General features: G+C 59.7%; 11 protein-coding genes and 2 pseudogenes. 6 read left to right on the plus strand and 7 right to left on the minus strand.

All coding sequences use genetic code 11. The features are described 5' to 3' along the window. Nucleotides 1–138 precede the first annotated feature (138 nt). The 4 genes from galE (at nt 139) to NKH63_RS24380 (ending at nt 5,543) form a co-directional block, all read left to right on the plus strand. A complete protein-coding gene (gene galE / locus NKH63_RS24360; protein WP_352918968.1) occupies nt 139–1,110 on the plus strand; it encodes a UDP-glucose 4-epimerase GalE in 972 nt (323 codons plus the stop codon). Nucleotides 1,111–1,166: 56 nt separating this feature from the next. After that, entirely contained in the window at nt 1,167–1,490 is a 324-nt protein-coding gene (locus tag NKH63_RS24365; RefSeq protein ID WP_352918970.1) for a hypothetical protein, read from the plus strand. Between the two features lie 713 nt (nt 1,491–2,203). Continuing rightward, entirely contained in the window at nt 2,204–3,763 is a 1,560-nt protein-coding gene (locus tag NKH63_RS24370) for a family 16 glycosylhydrolase (RefSeq protein WP_352918972.1), read from the plus strand. 877 nt (nt 3,764–4,640) lie between these two features. Next, nucleotides 4,641–5,543, plus strand: coding sequence for a metallophosphoesterase (locus NKH63_RS24380; protein WP_352918984.1), 903 nt, complete (start codon nt 4,641–4,643; stop codon nt 5,541–5,543). 710 nt (nt 5,544–6,253) lie between these two features. Here the strand turns inward: NKH63_RS24380 and NKH63_RS24385 are convergent. The 4 genes from NKH63_RS24385 to NKH63_RS24400 all read right to left on the minus strand — a co-directional run bounded on the left by NKH63_RS24385 (nt 6,254) and on the right by NKH63_RS24400 (nt 10,931). After that, on the minus strand, nt 6,254–7,363 hold the full coding sequence (locus tag NKH63_RS24385; RefSeq protein ID WP_352918976.1) for a LacI family DNA-binding transcriptional regulator: 1,110 nt from the start codon (nt 7,361–7,363) through the stop codon (nt 6,254–6,256). A gap of 108 nt (nt 7,364–7,471) precedes the next feature. Next, a complete protein-coding gene (locus NKH63_RS24390) occupies nt 7,472–9,001 on the minus strand; it encodes an amino acid ABC transporter permease/ATP-binding protein (RefSeq protein ID WP_352918978.1) in 1,530 nt (509 codons plus the stop codon). Nucleotides 9,002–9,077: 76 nt separating this feature from the next. Then, entirely contained in the window at nt 9,078–9,914 is an 837-nt protein-coding gene (locus NKH63_RS24395; protein ID WP_352918980.1) for an ABC transporter substrate-binding protein, read from the minus strand. A 114-nt stretch (nt 9,915–10,028) separates the two neighbouring features. After that, nucleotides 10,029–10,931 carry a PfkB family carbohydrate kinase gene (locus NKH63_RS24400; protein ID WP_352918982.1) on the minus strand — a complete coding sequence of 301 codons (903 nt, stop codon included), beginning with the start codon at nt 10,929–10,931 and terminating at the stop codon, nt 10,029–10,031. Nucleotides 10,932–11,032: 101 nt separating this feature from the next. Here NKH63_RS24400 and NKH63_RS24405 point away from each other — a divergent pair, with 101 nt between their 5' ends. Both NKH63_RS24405 and NKH63_RS24410 read left to right on the plus strand, forming a co-directional pair. After that, nucleotides 11,033–12,034: an SIS domain-containing protein gene (locus NKH63_RS24405; RefSeq protein ID WP_352639609.1), complete on the plus strand. Its 1,002-nt coding sequence runs from the start codon at nt 11,033–11,035 to the stop codon at nt 12,032–12,034. Between the two features lie 64 nt (nt 12,035–12,098). After that, the gene (locus NKH63_RS24410) at nt 12,099–13,226 is read left to right on the plus strand and encodes an NAD(P)/FAD-dependent oxidoreductase (protein WP_352483672.1); all 1,128 of its coding nucleotides are present in this window, start codon (nt 12,099–12,101) and stop codon (nt 13,224–13,226) included. A gap of 187 nt (nt 13,227–13,413) precedes the next feature. Here the strand turns inward: NKH63_RS24410 and NKH63_RS24415 are convergent. The 3 genes and pseudogenes from NKH63_RS24415 to NKH63_RS24425 all read right to left on the minus strand — a co-directional run bounded on the left by NKH63_RS24415 (nt 13,414) and on the right by NKH63_RS24425 (nt 15,381). Further along, nucleotides 13,414–13,853: pseudogene (locus NKH63_RS24415) on the minus strand (TA system VapC family ribonuclease toxin). Continuing rightward, nucleotides 13,850–14,077, minus strand: coding sequence for a ribbon-helix-helix domain-containing protein (locus NKH63_RS24420; protein WP_023718512.1), 228 nt, complete (start codon nt 14,075–14,077; stop codon nt 13,850–13,852). The pseudogene NKH63_RS24415 and the gene NKH63_RS24420 overlap by 4 nt, the downstream one beginning before the upstream one ends. A 329-nt stretch (nt 14,078–14,406) precedes the next feature. Further along, a pseudogene (locus tag NKH63_RS24425) lies at nt 14,407–15,381 on the minus strand (zinc-binding alcohol dehydrogenase family protein). Nucleotides 15,382–15,565: the final 184 nt, after the last annotated feature.

Here is a 15,565-nt window from a genome sequence, read left to right on the forward strand (position 1 = left end):
ATACCTCTAAGTTTTGAGCCGCTGAACCCGTGGTGACCTGTGCGCTCTCATTTCGCCCAATCATAGCCAGCTATGGTCGCCGAACAGCTAAGGAAGAGCTTCTTTTCGCGCAGTGTTGAGCTTGAGGTGATATAGACCGTGACGAAGATCCTGGTAACGGGCGGCGCTGGTTATATTGGCAGCCAAACCTGCAAAGTATTGGCGCGCCACGGATTTGAGCCGGTTGTCTACGACAATCTTTCGCGTGGCAACTATTGGGCCGCGAGATTCGGCCCGTTCGAATTTGGCGACGTCGGTGATCCCGCTCGGGTGCGTTCGGTACTCGAAAAACACCGTCCGTCAGCTCTGATGCATTTTGCCGCTTATGCTTACGTCGGGGAATCGGTCGTAAATCCTCTGCTTTATTATCGCAACAATATCGGCGAAACCATCTCCCTGCTTGAAACCTTGATCAGCTTCAAGAAAATGCCGGTGGTGTTCTCGTCAAGTTGCGCGACCTATGGCGTGCCTGATTGGCTTCCGATTTCGGAGGATCAACCACAACGACCGATCAATCCTTACGGCTACTCGAAGCTTGTTGTTGAGCAGATGCTCAGGGATCTCGACGCGTCTCACAATGTTCGTTCGGTCTCGCTGCGTTACTTCAATGCGGGGGGTGCTGACCCCGAAGCAGAAATCGGCGAAGCTCACGAGCCAGAAACCCATTTAATCCCGCTCGTCCTCGCCGCCGCCCGTGACGCCACGGCGATCAAGGTGTTCGGGAACGATTACGACACGGCGGATGGAACTTGTATCCGCGACTACGTCCATGTGCTTGATATCGCTGATGCTCATGTGAAGGCACTCAGGTATCTAATCGACGGCGGGGCCACCTGCGCGGTCAATTTGGCTAATGACCGGGGTTACTCGGTACTGGAAGTAGTGGCCACGGCTGAGCGCGTTACGGGCAAATCAATCCGAATCGAGCTGGCGCCGAGACGGCCTGGCGATCCCGCAGTTTTGATTGGTGCTCTCCAACGAGCACGAACCCTGCTCGGCTGGAAACCAGAGCGATCTGACTTGGAAATTCAGATCCGCGACGCATGGAAATGGATGACGCGACAATCGTGAGCGCTTTGATTTAATGGCAGCGAATCGATTTGCAGCATCAATTAGGCTGGACGAACGTGGAACAGGCGGCCCGGCTCAAGCCGTTGTGGCAGGCGCCCGCGCCCTCCTGGTTTCCCGGCGAGTTCCACAGGGTCGTGGGCTGCACGCATGCAGGGGCGACTCGCATCCGCACTTCAATCGGGGCGAACATGTCGGTACCCGCCGACGGGCTGGGGCGCACCGGTGGCTTCGCGCCGGATCTCGGGTGCCGCAAGCTCGGATTGTCGGTCAGCGGCCGAGCACGGATCGGCGGCAAGGCTGAGAGCTGCAAGGAAACGGAATCCTTCATCTGGGCGCCGGCCTATTGCGATATGGAAAGTCTCCGGGATGGCCTTGTTTGACCGGCGGCTCAAGCTCCACGGGCTCGTCCGCCACGCAGCTCGGAAGACACCCGGCCGTCCGCCTCGACGACCTCATGTGCGAACGACCCGCTCGAATCATAGGCCCCCAACTAGCCGACGGACACGGTTTTCGCAGGACGTCCGGAAGGCTGTTTCGTCGCGGCTGTTCGACGCACCAAATATATTAGAAGGTGTTAATAAGTTTTCGCCCAGCCTCATTCTCGCCGCAAACGGTAGTAGGCTTGCGTACATCGTCCACGAATGATCCATTCATATGGGTACAAGACGGCGTGTGGATAAGCAAGGAAGCGGCAATGCCTGCGTTTTACTTAGCGCGCGGGTGAAATGACAACAAAAAGACGCAATAACCTAAGGATCAACCTTTGTTTTTACTAAACGGCAGGCGGCTCATGCGCCGGAATAGCGACGCGCGACTTCATTCCGCTGCGGCTCGAACCGTTGAACACCTTGCGTGCGTCGGCAGCGACACCGTTCGAGGAATGGCCTGATGAGTATCCCCGTCGACAAAACTCTCCTGCGATGGCGAGTTCAACGGTAAGCTCGCTCGACAATAAGTCTGGGCGAGGACTTCCAAAGCTCCGCTACTTTGAAATCCGTTCGCGGTGCCCAACTGCGAGCATGCGATATGTCGCGCGCCTGGCGATGCGCGGCAGTGGAATTCCCTGTTTTCAACGCCAAATAAGGATCACGGAATGGCTCTTTCCGCACCCGCAGGCTTTGCCTCCAGCGACCTCGTCTTCGAGGAAAACTTCTCCGGTACGGCGCTCGGCAGCGACTGGCATCCATACCTCACCAGCAATGCCGCCAACGGCTGGCCATGGAACAACAGTGGATCGGGCGGAAGTGGGATGGGCAACCAGTTTAATGCCGAATACGATATGCCGAGCCAAGATACGGTGAGCAACGGGCTGTTGAATCTCACGGCAATCAAACAGCCCATCAACGGCGTGGCTCAGGGGTCCCCACAGACATTCCCTATTACGTCCGGCGCCGTCAGCAGCTATGGCAACTTCGAATTCAACGGCGGCTATCTTCAGATCAGCATGAAGGCGCCGAGCGGCGACGGCGCATGGCCAGCCCTCTGGCTGATGCCCGGCCAAGGCGCCGGCAGCAGCGGCGACAATTTCGAGCTCGATATGCATGAGGGTGGATTTACCGGTTCGGGGCCGGCAGACCAGACGTTCTCCTGGCACCTTCACGCTGGTGCGTCGGGGACTTTCGGCGGCGTCCTCGACACCGGCATGGACCTCACGGCGGGCTTTCACACGTACGGCATCAACTGGGATCCCGGTCAATCGATCACCTGGTATCTCGACGGGAAACAGATGGCGCAAGTGACCAGCGCACAGGTCCCGATCCCGAATGAACCGATGGAATTGATCATGAGCAACCAGGTCGCGAATTCGAACGCGGCCGGATGGCACACGGCTCTCGATAGCTCGACCCCTTCATCGATGCAGATGCAGATCGATGGGGTTCAGCTGTATCAGAAGGCGGGCAGCGGCGACACCGTCACGGGTGCGAACGTCGCTCCCCCAATCACTGGCTCGACCGGGACCGAGACTGCGTCTGGAACCGGGACTGTCCCTCCGTCCGGCGACACCAGCGATGGCACCTTGTACGGCACCAGCGGCGCCGATGTATTGCATGGAACCAGCGGCCACACGATGATCGGCTATGGCGGCAACGACACTTACTATGTCGACAATGCCAACGAGAAGGCGGTTGAGGCAGTGGGCGGCGGCAACGACAGTGTGATCGCCTCGGTGGGCTATGCGCTTTCGGCCGGCTCAGAGATCGAGCATCTCGCCACCAACAACCCGTCCGGCACGAAGGCGATGAGCTTCACCGGCAACGAGTTCGCCCAGACCATCGAGGGCAATGCCGGCAACAATGTCATCAACGGCGGGCTCGGCGCCGACGTCTTGACCGGTTACGGAGGCCACGATGCCTTCTCGTTCAATACTGCTCTTGGAGCCGGCAATGTCGATAAGATCACCGACTTCAAGCGCTCCCAGGATACGTTCCATCTCAGCGATACCGTTTTTGCCGGGCTTCAGCCGGGAGGGCTTCCATCCAAAGCTTTCTTTGTTGGTGCAGCCGCGCATGACAGTTCCGATCATATCATCTACGACAGTGCAACCGGGGCGCTCTCTTTCGACAGCGACGGAGCCGGCGGCGCATCTCAAACCCAGTTCGCCACTCTTTCCCCACATCTCTCGCTCGCCGCAGCCTCATTCTATGTGACCTGAAGGAACGGGGGGCGGCCGTGGCCAAATAAGGACTGGATAGACAGCACCTCAAAGCCATGATCCCGAACCGAAGTCAGTGTACCAAAGGCGGGAGCCCGGTGCTCGGAGAAGATCCGCTCATGCAAGAGATGAGGTTCCATCCCAATGCCATCGGGATGGAACCGCTTCTAGCTGTGAGCTTCGTGTAGGTTGTCCATTCGGACCGAACCGAAGGAGACTGGAGTTACCAAGCTTCGGGTCCGAATGGACATCCGCCCTCCGGTTTCAACTCGAGAGCGCCGCAATCTTGTCGAGGCGATACGTCAAAGGCGGGAAGCGGCCGGCTCGAAGTTGGATGACCAAAGCCGGTTGTCGAAGGTCCAACTGCAACACTCGCTCGCGAGACAGGCCTCGCGCTCCACATTGCATCACCATCCGACGGGCACATCGACGTGGAGCAACATCGACACCCCTGTTCTGCCGTATCACGCAAACCTGGCGCGGACGCGCCTCCTCGATCGCGTGGCCCTGGTCGAGCTGATCGCAGTCACGACAACCAAGCGGGCCCGAAGTTGGGTGCGCGGTCGATTCCGCGACCGACGAAAAAAGGGACCAAGTGAACGATGTCGAGATGGAGGCACTCGCCATCTAAGGCGACGCATTCATCCGGAATGGAACTACACCATCCGCCCGAGATCAGTGGCAAATCGGAACAGTTGGCGGGTCCTAGCCCGAGTTCCCTCCCATGCGCAATAGAGACCAATGCTTGCAGGTGACGCCGATTTGGGAAACTATTGACCCCGCGAGGCTTCTCACGCGGTTGATGTGGTTCAGGCCGCCGCAGCTGAATTCGTGGCGATCTCTAAAACTGACCTGGTTCTGCTGGGAAATGCAAGTGCTGACGTCGCGGCGTTCATTCCTGAAGCTCTTTGGCGCCGCGTCGCTCGCGGCATTCGGTCTGGCGAGTTATGCCATCGCGATTGAGCCTCGGTTTCGACTGCGTGTCACGCACTACAAGCTCCTTCCGCCGCGCTGGCCGACCACTGCCAAGCCCCTGCGCATCGTCGTGGTCGCTGACATCCACGCCTGCGAGCCTTGGATGCCGGTTTCCAGGATCGACGAGATCGTCGGTGTTTCGAATAGCCTGCAGCCCGACATCATCCTTCTCCTTGGCGACTACGTGATGGGCGTGCTGCCGCGCTATGCCACCGGGATCGTGCCCGACACTGTTTGGGGCAATTCACTTTCGAAACTTTCCGCGCCACTCGGCTGCCACGCCATTCTCGGCAACCACGACTGGTGGCACGGTGTCGATAGCGTCCGCGCAGCCCTCGTCGACAATGGCATTCCGGTCCTCGAGAACACCGCCACGCTTATCCGTCAGCAGGATGGCCCAGCATTCTGGCTCGCGGGTCTTGGCGACCAGTGGGCCGTGCAGTTTTCTCGCGGCGTGTACAAGGGCGTCGACGATCTGCCTGGAACAATGGCCGGAATACCCGACGACGGCAATCCGATATTGCTCCTTGCGCATGAACCGGACATCTTCATTACTGTCCCTGATCGTGTCAGCCTGACGTTATGCGGCCATACACATGGCGGACAGGTGCGCTTGCCATTCCTTGGCCCCCCCATCATCAATTCAGCCTACGGACAGCGCTTCGCTTATGGGCATGTCGTCGAGGGTGGGAGGCACATGATCGTATCCGGGGGTTTGGGCGTATCGTGGCTGCCGGTGCGCTTCGGCGTATCGCCGGAGATCATGGTCGTCGACATCGGCCCCAAACGTCCTCTCGTCCTGTAGACGAACGACATCTGCTGTCCCAGAGAGACCTGCCGTCCGCGGTTGACCGTTCGCGTGAGGGTATTGATGGTCGTGTACATGCGGGTCGGGGTTCTCGCCGTGTGCCCATCGCCTCCAAGACGAACGCGGCACAGTTATCATCCTTTCTCCGGACGGGCGGAGTTCGGCGGATAGCTCTCGATTTCCGCTAGAATGTCTTCAAGAAGCTGAGCCAGGCGTCCCGAAACACCTTTCTTCGACATTCTCAGGGACGGGAAAACCTGAATGCGGTACGGCACCTTGCAGCCCCATCCGTGTCGTTGGCGCCCGAGCAGAACGCATCTTGGAGCATGCAAGTGGCCCTGGTTGCACGAGATTTCCTTTGGGCCATCGGCGAGCATACTCCTATTGGATGAGGCGGCGCGAACCAGCGTTTTAGGACTACTTAAATTCCTGAAGGGGCCTGCGCCCGGCAGCATGCTAGGACTGTTGCGCGCAATAGCGGATCAAAACCGTGATCCTGGACATAGTCGGCCAAACCACGCCGAACACATTGCTCTTTGAAATCCAGCGGTCCGCGTGGGCTGTCATTCAGCCGAGCCGAGCCGCAAATGGCCGATGGCGTGTAGGCAAGCGAAGAAACATACGGCAGGTCAATATCCTGCATGGCATCGACCTCAATATAGAGAGGCTCTGCAATTCAGCCCCAGCCATAGACCGTTGCGGCCGGGTCAGACGGCCTCGCGGTTGAGATGAACTGCAATTGAATTGCGCTCCACCAAGCGGGCCGCAAGGACACGGTGCTCGAAAGGTAACGTGGCCTCCGCCAACCTCTTCAAGAGAAGCTCCGCTGCCGCCGCTCCAATCAAATGTGCCGGCTGCGCGATGGCTGTGATACCCTGGGTCACGAACTGCATCCAGTCGAGATCGTCGAAGCAGAGCAGCGAAACGTCTCCTGGAATCGCAAGCTTCAATGCGGAAATGGCCTCCAGAACCCCTGTCGACATCACACCATCGGCCGTAAACAGAGCGGACGGTGCATTGCGCATTGTCAGCAGATCGAGCGCCTCCTTGCGGGCTGCCTCGCTAGAATAGACCGCCACGCGACGGATCAACTGCGGATCCGGCGTAATGCCCGCGGCGCGATGGGCTTCGAGATAACCCAATAGTCTCTGCCAGCTTGGATGATGGTAGCGAAGATCAGCGCTGGAGAGATCAACGTTTGCCACAAACGAGCCAACATCGTCGCGTTGGCCCGGCCCGAGTTCCGCCAATATTCCGATGCGGCTGTGTCCGGCCGCTATCATCGCCGCGATGCTGCTATGCGTTACAGAAACGTTGTCGACCACGACTGAATCGGTTTCCAGGCCCGCCACCATGCGGTCGAACTGCACGACGGGACAGCGAGCCGCGACTGCTTCACGAAGATGATCCGGCTCGTCCACGAAGGTCGATGAGACAATTAAACCGTCGACCTGCTTTTCCAGCAGCAGTTGCACCGCCTCTTGCTCGAGTTCGGCATTTTCATCACTGTTCGTAACGATAACCCCGAAGCCGCCACGGCGCGCGACATCCCCTATTCCGCGCAGCACGCTGGCGTAGAATGGGCTTTCGATGTCGCCAACCACAACGCCGATAGTCTGCGTTTTACCGGTGATCAGACCTTTGGCAAGGCGATTGGGGCGGTAGCCCAGCTCAGCTGCTGCGGCGCGCACCTTCTCCTGAACCTCGGGGCTGCTGTAGCCGTAGTCACCAAGAACACGCCCGGCCGTGGCGGAACTCACCCCGGCCCGGCGAGCGACCTCTATGATAGTTGCGTTTTTGGGTGATCTTTGAGTCACTCGGCAAACCTACCGCCATGCGCGCGTTGTGCCGGCGACCTAGCGGCAGTTAAGCCCGCCCCGCAAGGCCGAACACCGGAACAGCCGCCGTTGCGCACACCATTGCAATCACAGCACCTCGGACAAAAAGCGCCCAAGACGCGGGCTTTGCGGGTTATCAAATAGGTCCTCTGGTCGGCCTGCCTCGACAATTCGCCCCTCGTCCATGAATACGACCTGGTTCGCGACCTTGCGGGCGAAATTCATCTCGTGTGTTACGACCACCATCGTCATCCCGCCCCGACCGAGATCGGCCATCAAGTTCAGGACGCCTTTGACCAATTCCGGATCGAGCGCGCTGGTGACTTCGTCGAACAGCATAATCTCGGGTTCGAGGGCCAGGGCGCGCGCGATGGCCACCCGCTGCTGTTGCCCGCCCGAGAGATTGGCCGGCCGATGGTCCTTACGCTCCAGCAGTCCGACTTCATTCAGCCTCGCCAAGGCCGCGCCCTCAGCCTCCTCGCGCGACATGCGTTTAACTTTGCGAAGCGCCAAGGTGATGTTGGCGAGCGCGCTGCGGTCGGGGAACAGATTGAACTGCTGGAAAACCATGCCGACGCGCCGCCGGAGTTGGTCAGGGGTCTGTTTGTAGATGCTTTCGCCATCGAGCAGAATGTCACCGGCTCGACACTCTACGAGGCGGTTGAGGCAACGCAGCAAGGTCGACTTGCCCGAGCCGGATGGACCGATGAGGCAGGTGACGGTCCCCGGCTCCACTTTCAGACTGACGTCATGGAGGACCTGGACGGCGCCATAGGCCATGTCGATATTCTTGACCTCAATACCGCCACCCTTGAAGCGTGTGGGCTCTGCTGCAGGCAACGTCGCTGTGCCCGGCACGACCGCTTCGGCAAGCTCGGCGACTTCCTTGAGGCCACTTTGCACAGCGGTGATACGTTTGCCGACGCGCATGCGCGCGTCGATGTAATTGACGAGGTGGGTTAGCGGCACCGTGATCACGAGATAGAACACGCCGGCCAGCAACAGCGGCGACAAGTTGCCGGTCAGCACGGCTTGGTCCTGGCCGACGCGGAACAGTTCGCGTTCGGAGGCGAGCAGACCAAGGAAATAGACCAGGCTGGAGTCCTTGACGTTGCCGATGAACTGGTTGACCAGTGCGGGCAGGACGCGGCGGATGCCTTGCGGGATCACCACCAGGCGCATGCCTTGGCCATAGGTCATGCCGAGAGTGCGGGTGGCGTCGATCTGACCACGCTCGACGCTCTGAATGCCGGCGCGGAAAATCTCCCCGATATAGGCGCCGGCGATCAGGCTGAGCGCCAGAATGCCCAGCGGATAAGGCGATGGACCGAACAGATCTCGGCCCAACCGCGCGAAGCCTTGGCCAATGATTAGGATTGTGACGATGGCAGGAAGCCCGCGGAAGATATCGGTGTAGACTCGGGCAAGGAGTTTCAGCGGCCGGTTCTCGGAAATCCCCATCACGGCGAGTACGATACCGATCAGCGTCCCGAAAAACGTCGAGGCAAGGGCCAGGATCAGGGTGTTCTTGAGGCCGACCATCACCATGTTCGGCAGAACTTCTGCCATCGCCTGGAAATCAAGAAAGCTGCGGGCGAAGTTGTCGAACCAGCTCATATCAAGTCCATCTATAACTCGGCCGGGCACCGTTGCTCACGGGCCCGGCCGGAAACGCTAACGAATACGCGCGAATTTACTTCTTTGGCAGATATTGATCCGGCATCGGGGTACCCGGGAACCATTTCTCGTGAAGCCGTTTCCAGGTGCCATCGTCCATGGCCTCTCGCAATGCCTTGTTGAGCGCTTCTCGGAAGGCGTCGTTGCCCTTCTTGACCACGAACCCGGCTGGCGCATCGAAGGACGGGACGTTCATTGTTATCTTCAGGTTCTTATAGCGCTCCACATACTGCTTGGCCGACTCATAGTCAGTGAAATGGCCATCGATCGTCCCGTTGTTCAGCGCCGCCACGGCAGTGTTGTTGTCCGGGAATTTGACGATGTCGCCCTTCAGATTCTTCTCGGCATAGATTTCCTGCAACGTCCCCTGGATCACGCCGATGCGCTTTCCGGCGGTGCTCTCATTGCTTGTCAGAGCCGGATCAGCCGAAATGATCGACAGGTAGCCAGCGAGATAGCCGTCGCCAAAATCCACGGTCTTCTTGCGCTCCGCGGTCGTGCCAATAGCGGCGACAGCGACGTCGAAGCGGCCGTTGGCGACAGACGGCAGCAGCGCCGAGAATTCTTGGCCGGTGAAAACGACCTGCTCCTCCTTGAACCCGAGCCGGCGCGCCACGTCCCGGAAAAGTTCAGCGTCGAAGCCGGTGAAGTTGCCGTTGGCGTCGGTGAAGACATAGGGTTTCGCATCGCCCATGGTTCCGACGCTGATCACCGTCGGGTCGATGAGGTTGTAAGGGTTGTCGGCCGCTTTTGCCTGAGTTGATGCGGCCAACGTGCCAAGTCCTGTCACCAGGGCGATCGTCAGCGCCAGACCGCATTTCACCAGTTGGCGCCTGCTTGAATTCGTTTGCATGTCTTCTCCTCTTAAGATTGGCCGAACTCGGCCTGCGATCCCACTCGACGTCTAATCCATCAAAACGCTCTTGGGCGGCGTTCAGTTAGATGAATGAGAACGTTATCACTTCGTCTAGCATTGTCCGTTTCTCGCGTCAATTGGTCGGGAGAATTTCGCAGCTAGACTGGTTTCCTGTGCCGTTCCGCGGAGGATCTCCGCCGTAATCTCTCCAATATCGATTGCTGCCGCATGGCCGATCGCGCCGTAGTACTGACAGGTAGCAGCCGCCGCCTCTGCGGCATCGCGGAGAATATTCTGAGGCGCCTCTTCCTTAAGCAGGCCGAATAGCGTTCTGGCGATGAAGGTGTCGCCCGCGCCCAGGGTATCGACGGGTTCGACCAGTTGCGCCGGGGTGCGGTAGGAGACGGTGTCGCTGTGAAGCACGGCGCCGGCTCGACCACGAGTCACCAAAACCCACCTTGAACCACATGCAAGAAGTTCGGATGCGATTGCAGCCAATTCATTGTCGTCGAGACCGTCACCCGAGACGGAGGCCAGATAGCAATGAGGCCCAATCTCGAGTCGATGTCCCGGGTCCCGCCGCGTTGAAAAATCATAAGATAACAGTGATTTACTCGATACCGCAGCAACCCATGGGTCTAACCCGCTGGATTGGCCAATGTGAACGGCCTCAAAGCCCGAGAGAAAATGCAGATCTTCTTGCGTCGGCGTGAACATCGAGACGCCGAGGTCGAAGTCCAGGAAGATCCGATCGGCGTTTCGGTGACCTATGAGGCAATAGGCGGTCGGCCCTTCAAGGCGCCGCAATCGGGTGACGTCCACGCGCTCGGACTTGAGTGCGGCGTGGATCAAGTCCCCTGCCCGGTCTTTGCCGATCGCCCCAACATACGCCGACTGCCCGCCGAAGCGGCTGACATAGACCGAGACATTGGGGCAATTTCCGCCAGGATACATCTCGCCGCGAGCGAGATAACAATCGACCACGTTGTCGCCCATCGCGGCAATCTTGACCATCGCAGGACTTTCAGTTTAAAGGGTATGATAACGTTCGCACAATGGCCCGCCATTGTCAATTGTGCGCCGGCCCAAGCTCTGTCAACGAGAAGAGGAACCTCATGATTTTCGCCCTCCCCGCCGACGTTGAACGCGCCCTGGCCGCTACGGCGGGCAGGCAGTTTTCGCATCTATTCCTCGTGGCGTGCGGCGGCTCGCTCTCGATCATGATGGCAGGCAAATACTTTGTCGACCGTCACAGCGGCACATTCGCCTGCGATATCTACAACGCGGATGAGTTCGTCTGCCGAGATCCGCGACGGTTGGGACCTGACGCGCTCGTTGTCCTTTGCTCGCAGACAGGCACCACCCACGAGACCGTGCGAGCGGCCAATCATGCAAAGGATCAAGGCGCGACGACAATCGGCATGACGCTCGACCAGATATCGCCCCTCGCGCAGGCGGTCGACCACGCAGTCGCCTACCAGGCCTCCTACACGACGGGCAAACCGATCGATGCAGCGCGCAGCAACTACGGCGTGCTCTACATGTTGCTCGCCGGCCTAATCGATGCTCGGGAGGATGCCGGGCTGACCGCCGATCTGCTGATGAGCCTGAGCCATCTTCAGCCGGCGATCGAACGTGCGCACCGGACCTATGCCGACCGGTTTAAGGCCTTCGTACCCCGTTTCGCGCCGCGCAAAGCGATCTACACACTGGCCAGCGGTGCAAGCTACGGTGCGGCGTATTCCTACGCCATCTGCGTGTTGATGGAGATGCAGTGGTACGACTCGCAAGCCATACACGCCAACGAGTTCTTTCACGGCCCGTTCGAGGTGGTGGACCGGGATACTTGCTTCGTGGTCTTGATGGGTTTGGACGAGACGAGGCACCTTACGGAACGCGCTCGCGATTTCCTTTTCAAGCACGGCAGCCGGGAAAACATCCTGGTGCTCGATGGAGCGGAACTCGACCTCAGCGGTATGTCCGAACACATCAAACCCTATCTCGTGCCCTTGGTCTTCTTCGACACTCTATGGCGTTTTGCCTATACGCTGGCTGGTCTGCGCGGCCAGCCGATGCTCGAGGGCCGGCGCTACATGAAGAAGCTCACCGACTACTAGTTCCGCCGCGCTCTGCAGCCATCCAACAACTCCCAGCCCGGCTTCTGCGTAGAAGGATTTTTCTATGACTGCATCCCCAAAACCGCGCCAAGTCGTCGTCATCGGCGCTGGCATCTTCGGCATCTCTTCCGCGCTGCACCTCGCTCGTCTTGGCTTTGATGTAACCATTGTCAACGACGGCGCGCCGGCCAACGGTGCATCCGGCCGTTCACTTTCCTGGCTGAACTCAGCGCGACGTGCTGACACTGCTTACCACCGCTTGAGGCTTGCGGGCATCGACCGTTATCGGACCCTGGCGGCCACAAGGCCGGAAACGGCGTCGTGGCTTCGCTTTGACGGCGGCCTCACCTGGGATGCGGATGATGGGACGAACCAGATCGCCTCCATCTGCCAGCTGGAGCAGGATATTGGTTATGACGCGCTTCTGCTCGGCCCTGCCGAAGTCGGCGCAGTGACGCCCGGTGTCAACGCCAGCGCAATCACCCCGCAGGGTGCCATCTTCAATCCTGGCGAAGGATGGGTTGACCTGCCCTGCCTGATCGATCTGCTGCTCAATGAGTTCCGCTCCCGCGGCGGCAAGCTCGTCCAGAACGCCGGACGCGTGCGGATAGATGCCACAGGTGGTCGCGCGCGTGGCGTCGTCACTGCCGACGGTGTGCCGTTAAAGGCGGATGCAGTGGTCCTTGCCGTTGGGCCAGCGACGCCTGCCATGCTTGCGGAGATCGGAGTTCGTGTCCCCGACGCCACGCCGATTTCACTCCTCTTGAAAACCAAGCCGATCAAGACCGAGCTCCGTGCCGTGCTGAATACGCCGCGCGTGGCGGTGCGCCCGACGCCGGATGGCGAACTTGTTTTGGATTCGGCGTGGTCGGAGGAAGAAGTCGTGGTCAACTCTGATGGAACTTACACCGTGCACGACAAGACCGTCAAAGGACTGCTCGACGAGGCTAGTGCGGTGCTCGAGGGCAATCGGCGGCTCCAACTCGCTACCTATGCAGTTGGCCCGAAGCCCATCCCGGGCGACGGCGAGCCAGTGCTTGGCTCCGTCGAGACCGTCGCCGGGCTTCACGTCGCCTTTAGCCACAGCGGCGCCACGCTTGGATTGATCGTCGGCGAATTGCTTGCCAAAGAAATCGCCTCAGGCAATCCGCATCCCATGCTTGCAACGTTTCGCGCTAGTCGATTCAGCTGAAAGGGCAATTGCGGCAAGGCCGAACTATCCAAGCGCGGACGCTCAAGGGAGAAGATGAATGCCCCGCAAACTATGGCCAGATAGCCGCTCGCGATCCACTGGAGTGCGCTGAGCGCGACAAGTTGCGCAAGCCTCAATTCAAAGCCAAGAAGATCGAAAGGCAGACTGCACCGAAGAGCCCGGCGGTCTACCTTGTGGGAATTAGGTGCAGTGCAGACTTCCCGCCCTTCACGGGCGCCGCTGACAGCTTGCGGTCAAAGCTGGCAAGTTGGCCGCCTCGCGCCTTGGCGAGCGCGAGAAGGTACGTATCCGTGACCTGTGCCGAAGTCAGGATTTTCGCTGCATCGATGTCGCCGGAGCCAACCAGGCTCACATCGTCGGGCCAGAAGCTGTGCCCGTGCAGAGCCCGCAACTTGGTAACGATTTGCGCAACGATGGCGGGCGAGCCGGGAGAATTAGGATATCTTTGGTTCCCGACGATGCGCAGGACGCCGTTTTCGGTGATCGGACAAGTAGCCCATGCCGCGTTGCCCGTCTCTTCGAACCAGCCATGCGCGCGTCGCCATAGGCGACGTGACCAGGATCGATCAGTGCGATCAGCACATTGACACCGAGCAGGAAGGTCAAGGCAGTTCGTTTCGCAAGGCGTTGACCGTCTCAAGCGTGACAGGAGGTGCATGCGGCCGAGGCGACAGAAGAGGAATCCCGTTGCGCTCGCCGCCAGCTTGAGGCCGGCGCAGCGAGCGCCGGGCGAGATCGCTAATGACCTCGCCGAGGCTACGACCCTGCTGCCGGGCCATGGCCCTGGCCGCGACCAGGACGTCGTCATCAATCGCCAGTGTGGTTCTCATATCACTCTCCTGACGCGCATCAAACATCACGCATGATGTGGACTAGCTACGTCGGACACTCAAGCGGTGCGAATACCCGGCGGATTTGCGTGGAACACGTTTTGCCGGAAAGATCGTCGCTCCGCGGCTTCAACCTTTATGCGACGAAAACTGCGCCCGCGGTAATCAGCGAAACGCCAAGCCAGTTCGGCAGGGACAATTGTTATCTGAGGAAAACCGCACGGAATACCGTGTCAAGCGCGACGCTTAGCGTGGCGTCACCGAGCAACTCGCCCTCCCACAATGCAGCACCAGGGCTGCGATGACATGTCTTGATCGTGTTGCTGAAGTCAGCCAGATCCTACGTCGATAACGGCCTTGATCAGACCGGACTTCTGCTGCGCCCAGATTGCGATGTCGCGTGGGCTGTCGCGCAGGGTGGTGCGGTGGGTGACAAGCTGGTCGATTGGTATTTTTCCAGCGCGAATCGAGGCAATGACGTGCTGGAAATCGCTACGAGTCGCGTTGCGACTGCCGATCAGCATCATTTCCCGTTTGTGGAACTCTGGATCGGAGAAAGTTATGTCGTCCGGCACGACGCTGACCATCACCATGACGCCGCCATGAGCAACATAGGCAAGGCAGACTGCATCGAACGGCTGTTTCCCGTTGCGTCGAAGACGACGTCGAAACCTGCTCCCGCAGTTCGCGCCGCTATCGTTTCGATGATCGAAGGTCAGCCGCTCGGTATCGACGTCCATGACGGTCACGTTCTGTTGCGCGATTCGCGCAAAAAGCGCCGTGCCGAGGCCGATCGGCCCGGCGCCGATAACCAAGGTGCGAATGCCCGGCCCCGCCATGCATCTGCGGACTGCGTGGGCACCGATGGCCAGAAACTCGACCGTGGCCGCCTCCACCAGTGACAGGCCGGCCGCTGGAATCAAGTTTTGCGCCGGCACGAGAATCTGCTCACTCATGGCACCGTCACGGTGCACGCCAAGCACCTCGATCGACATGCAGCAGTTAGGCTTGCCCTGGCGGCAGGCGGCACAATGTCCGCAGGCAAGATAGGGATTGACGAGGATTTGCTCTCCGACCGACAGGTCCACGGGCGCGTTGATTGCCGCGATTGTTCCCGAAACCTCATGGCCCATGATGCGCGGATAGGCGAGATAAGGATGCCTGCCCTCGAAGATGTGGTAGTCGGTTTCGCATATCCCGACAAAGGCGACATTGACCAGTGCCCAGCCTTCGGGCGGAGCGTCTGGTGCCTGCTGCTCCTCAAACACCAGTCTGCCGGGCTCGGAGCATCGCACGACTTTGATGGTGGGATCCATGACGGCAATTCCCCCTTGCTAAGCTGGAGTCCGGCAACAGGAAGTGGGGGGGGGGGGGGGGGCCCCCCGCCCCCCGGGGGGGGGAAGAAAGGAAAGAAGAGATGAGAAGGCGACGCGCCCGCCCCCCGGAGAACCAATAAAGCACCCGGGAGAGACCCCAGAGGGCGCGCCC

This window comes from Mesorhizobium sp. M0960, assembly GCF_040319055.1.
Lineage (GTDB): Bacteria > Pseudomonadota > Alphaproteobacteria > Rhizobiales > Rhizobiaceae > Mesorhizobium.

Excerpts from the sequence above, each read along its gene's own strand:
- NKH63_RS24370 (WP_352918972.1), top strand. The coding sequence starts at position 2,204 with ATGGCTCTTTCCGCACCCGCAGGCTTTGCCTCCAGCGACCTCGTCTTC.
- NKH63_RS24390 (WP_352918978.1), bottom strand. The coding sequence starts at position 9,001 with ATGAGCTGGTTCGACAACTTCGCCCGCAGCTTTCTTGATTTCCAGGCG.
- NKH63_RS24395 (WP_352918980.1), bottom strand. The coding sequence starts at position 9,914 with ATGCAAACGAATTCAAGCAGGCGCCAACTGGTGAAATGCGGTCTGGCG.
- NKH63_RS24400 (WP_352918982.1), bottom strand. The coding sequence starts at position 10,931 with ATGGTCAAGATTGCCGCGATGGGCGACAACGTGGTCGATTGTTATCTC.
- NKH63_RS24405 (WP_352639609.1), top strand. The coding sequence starts at position 11,033 with ATGATTTTCGCCCTCCCCGCCGACGTTGAACGCGCCCTGGCCGCTACG.
- NKH63_RS24410 (WP_352483672.1), top strand. The coding sequence starts at position 12,099 with ATGACTGCATCCCCAAAACCGCGCCAAGTCGTCGTCATCGGCGCTGGC.
- NKH63_RS24420 (WP_023718512.1), bottom strand. The coding sequence starts at position 14,077 with ATGAGAACCACACTGGCGATTGATGACGACGTCCTGGTCGCGGCCAGG.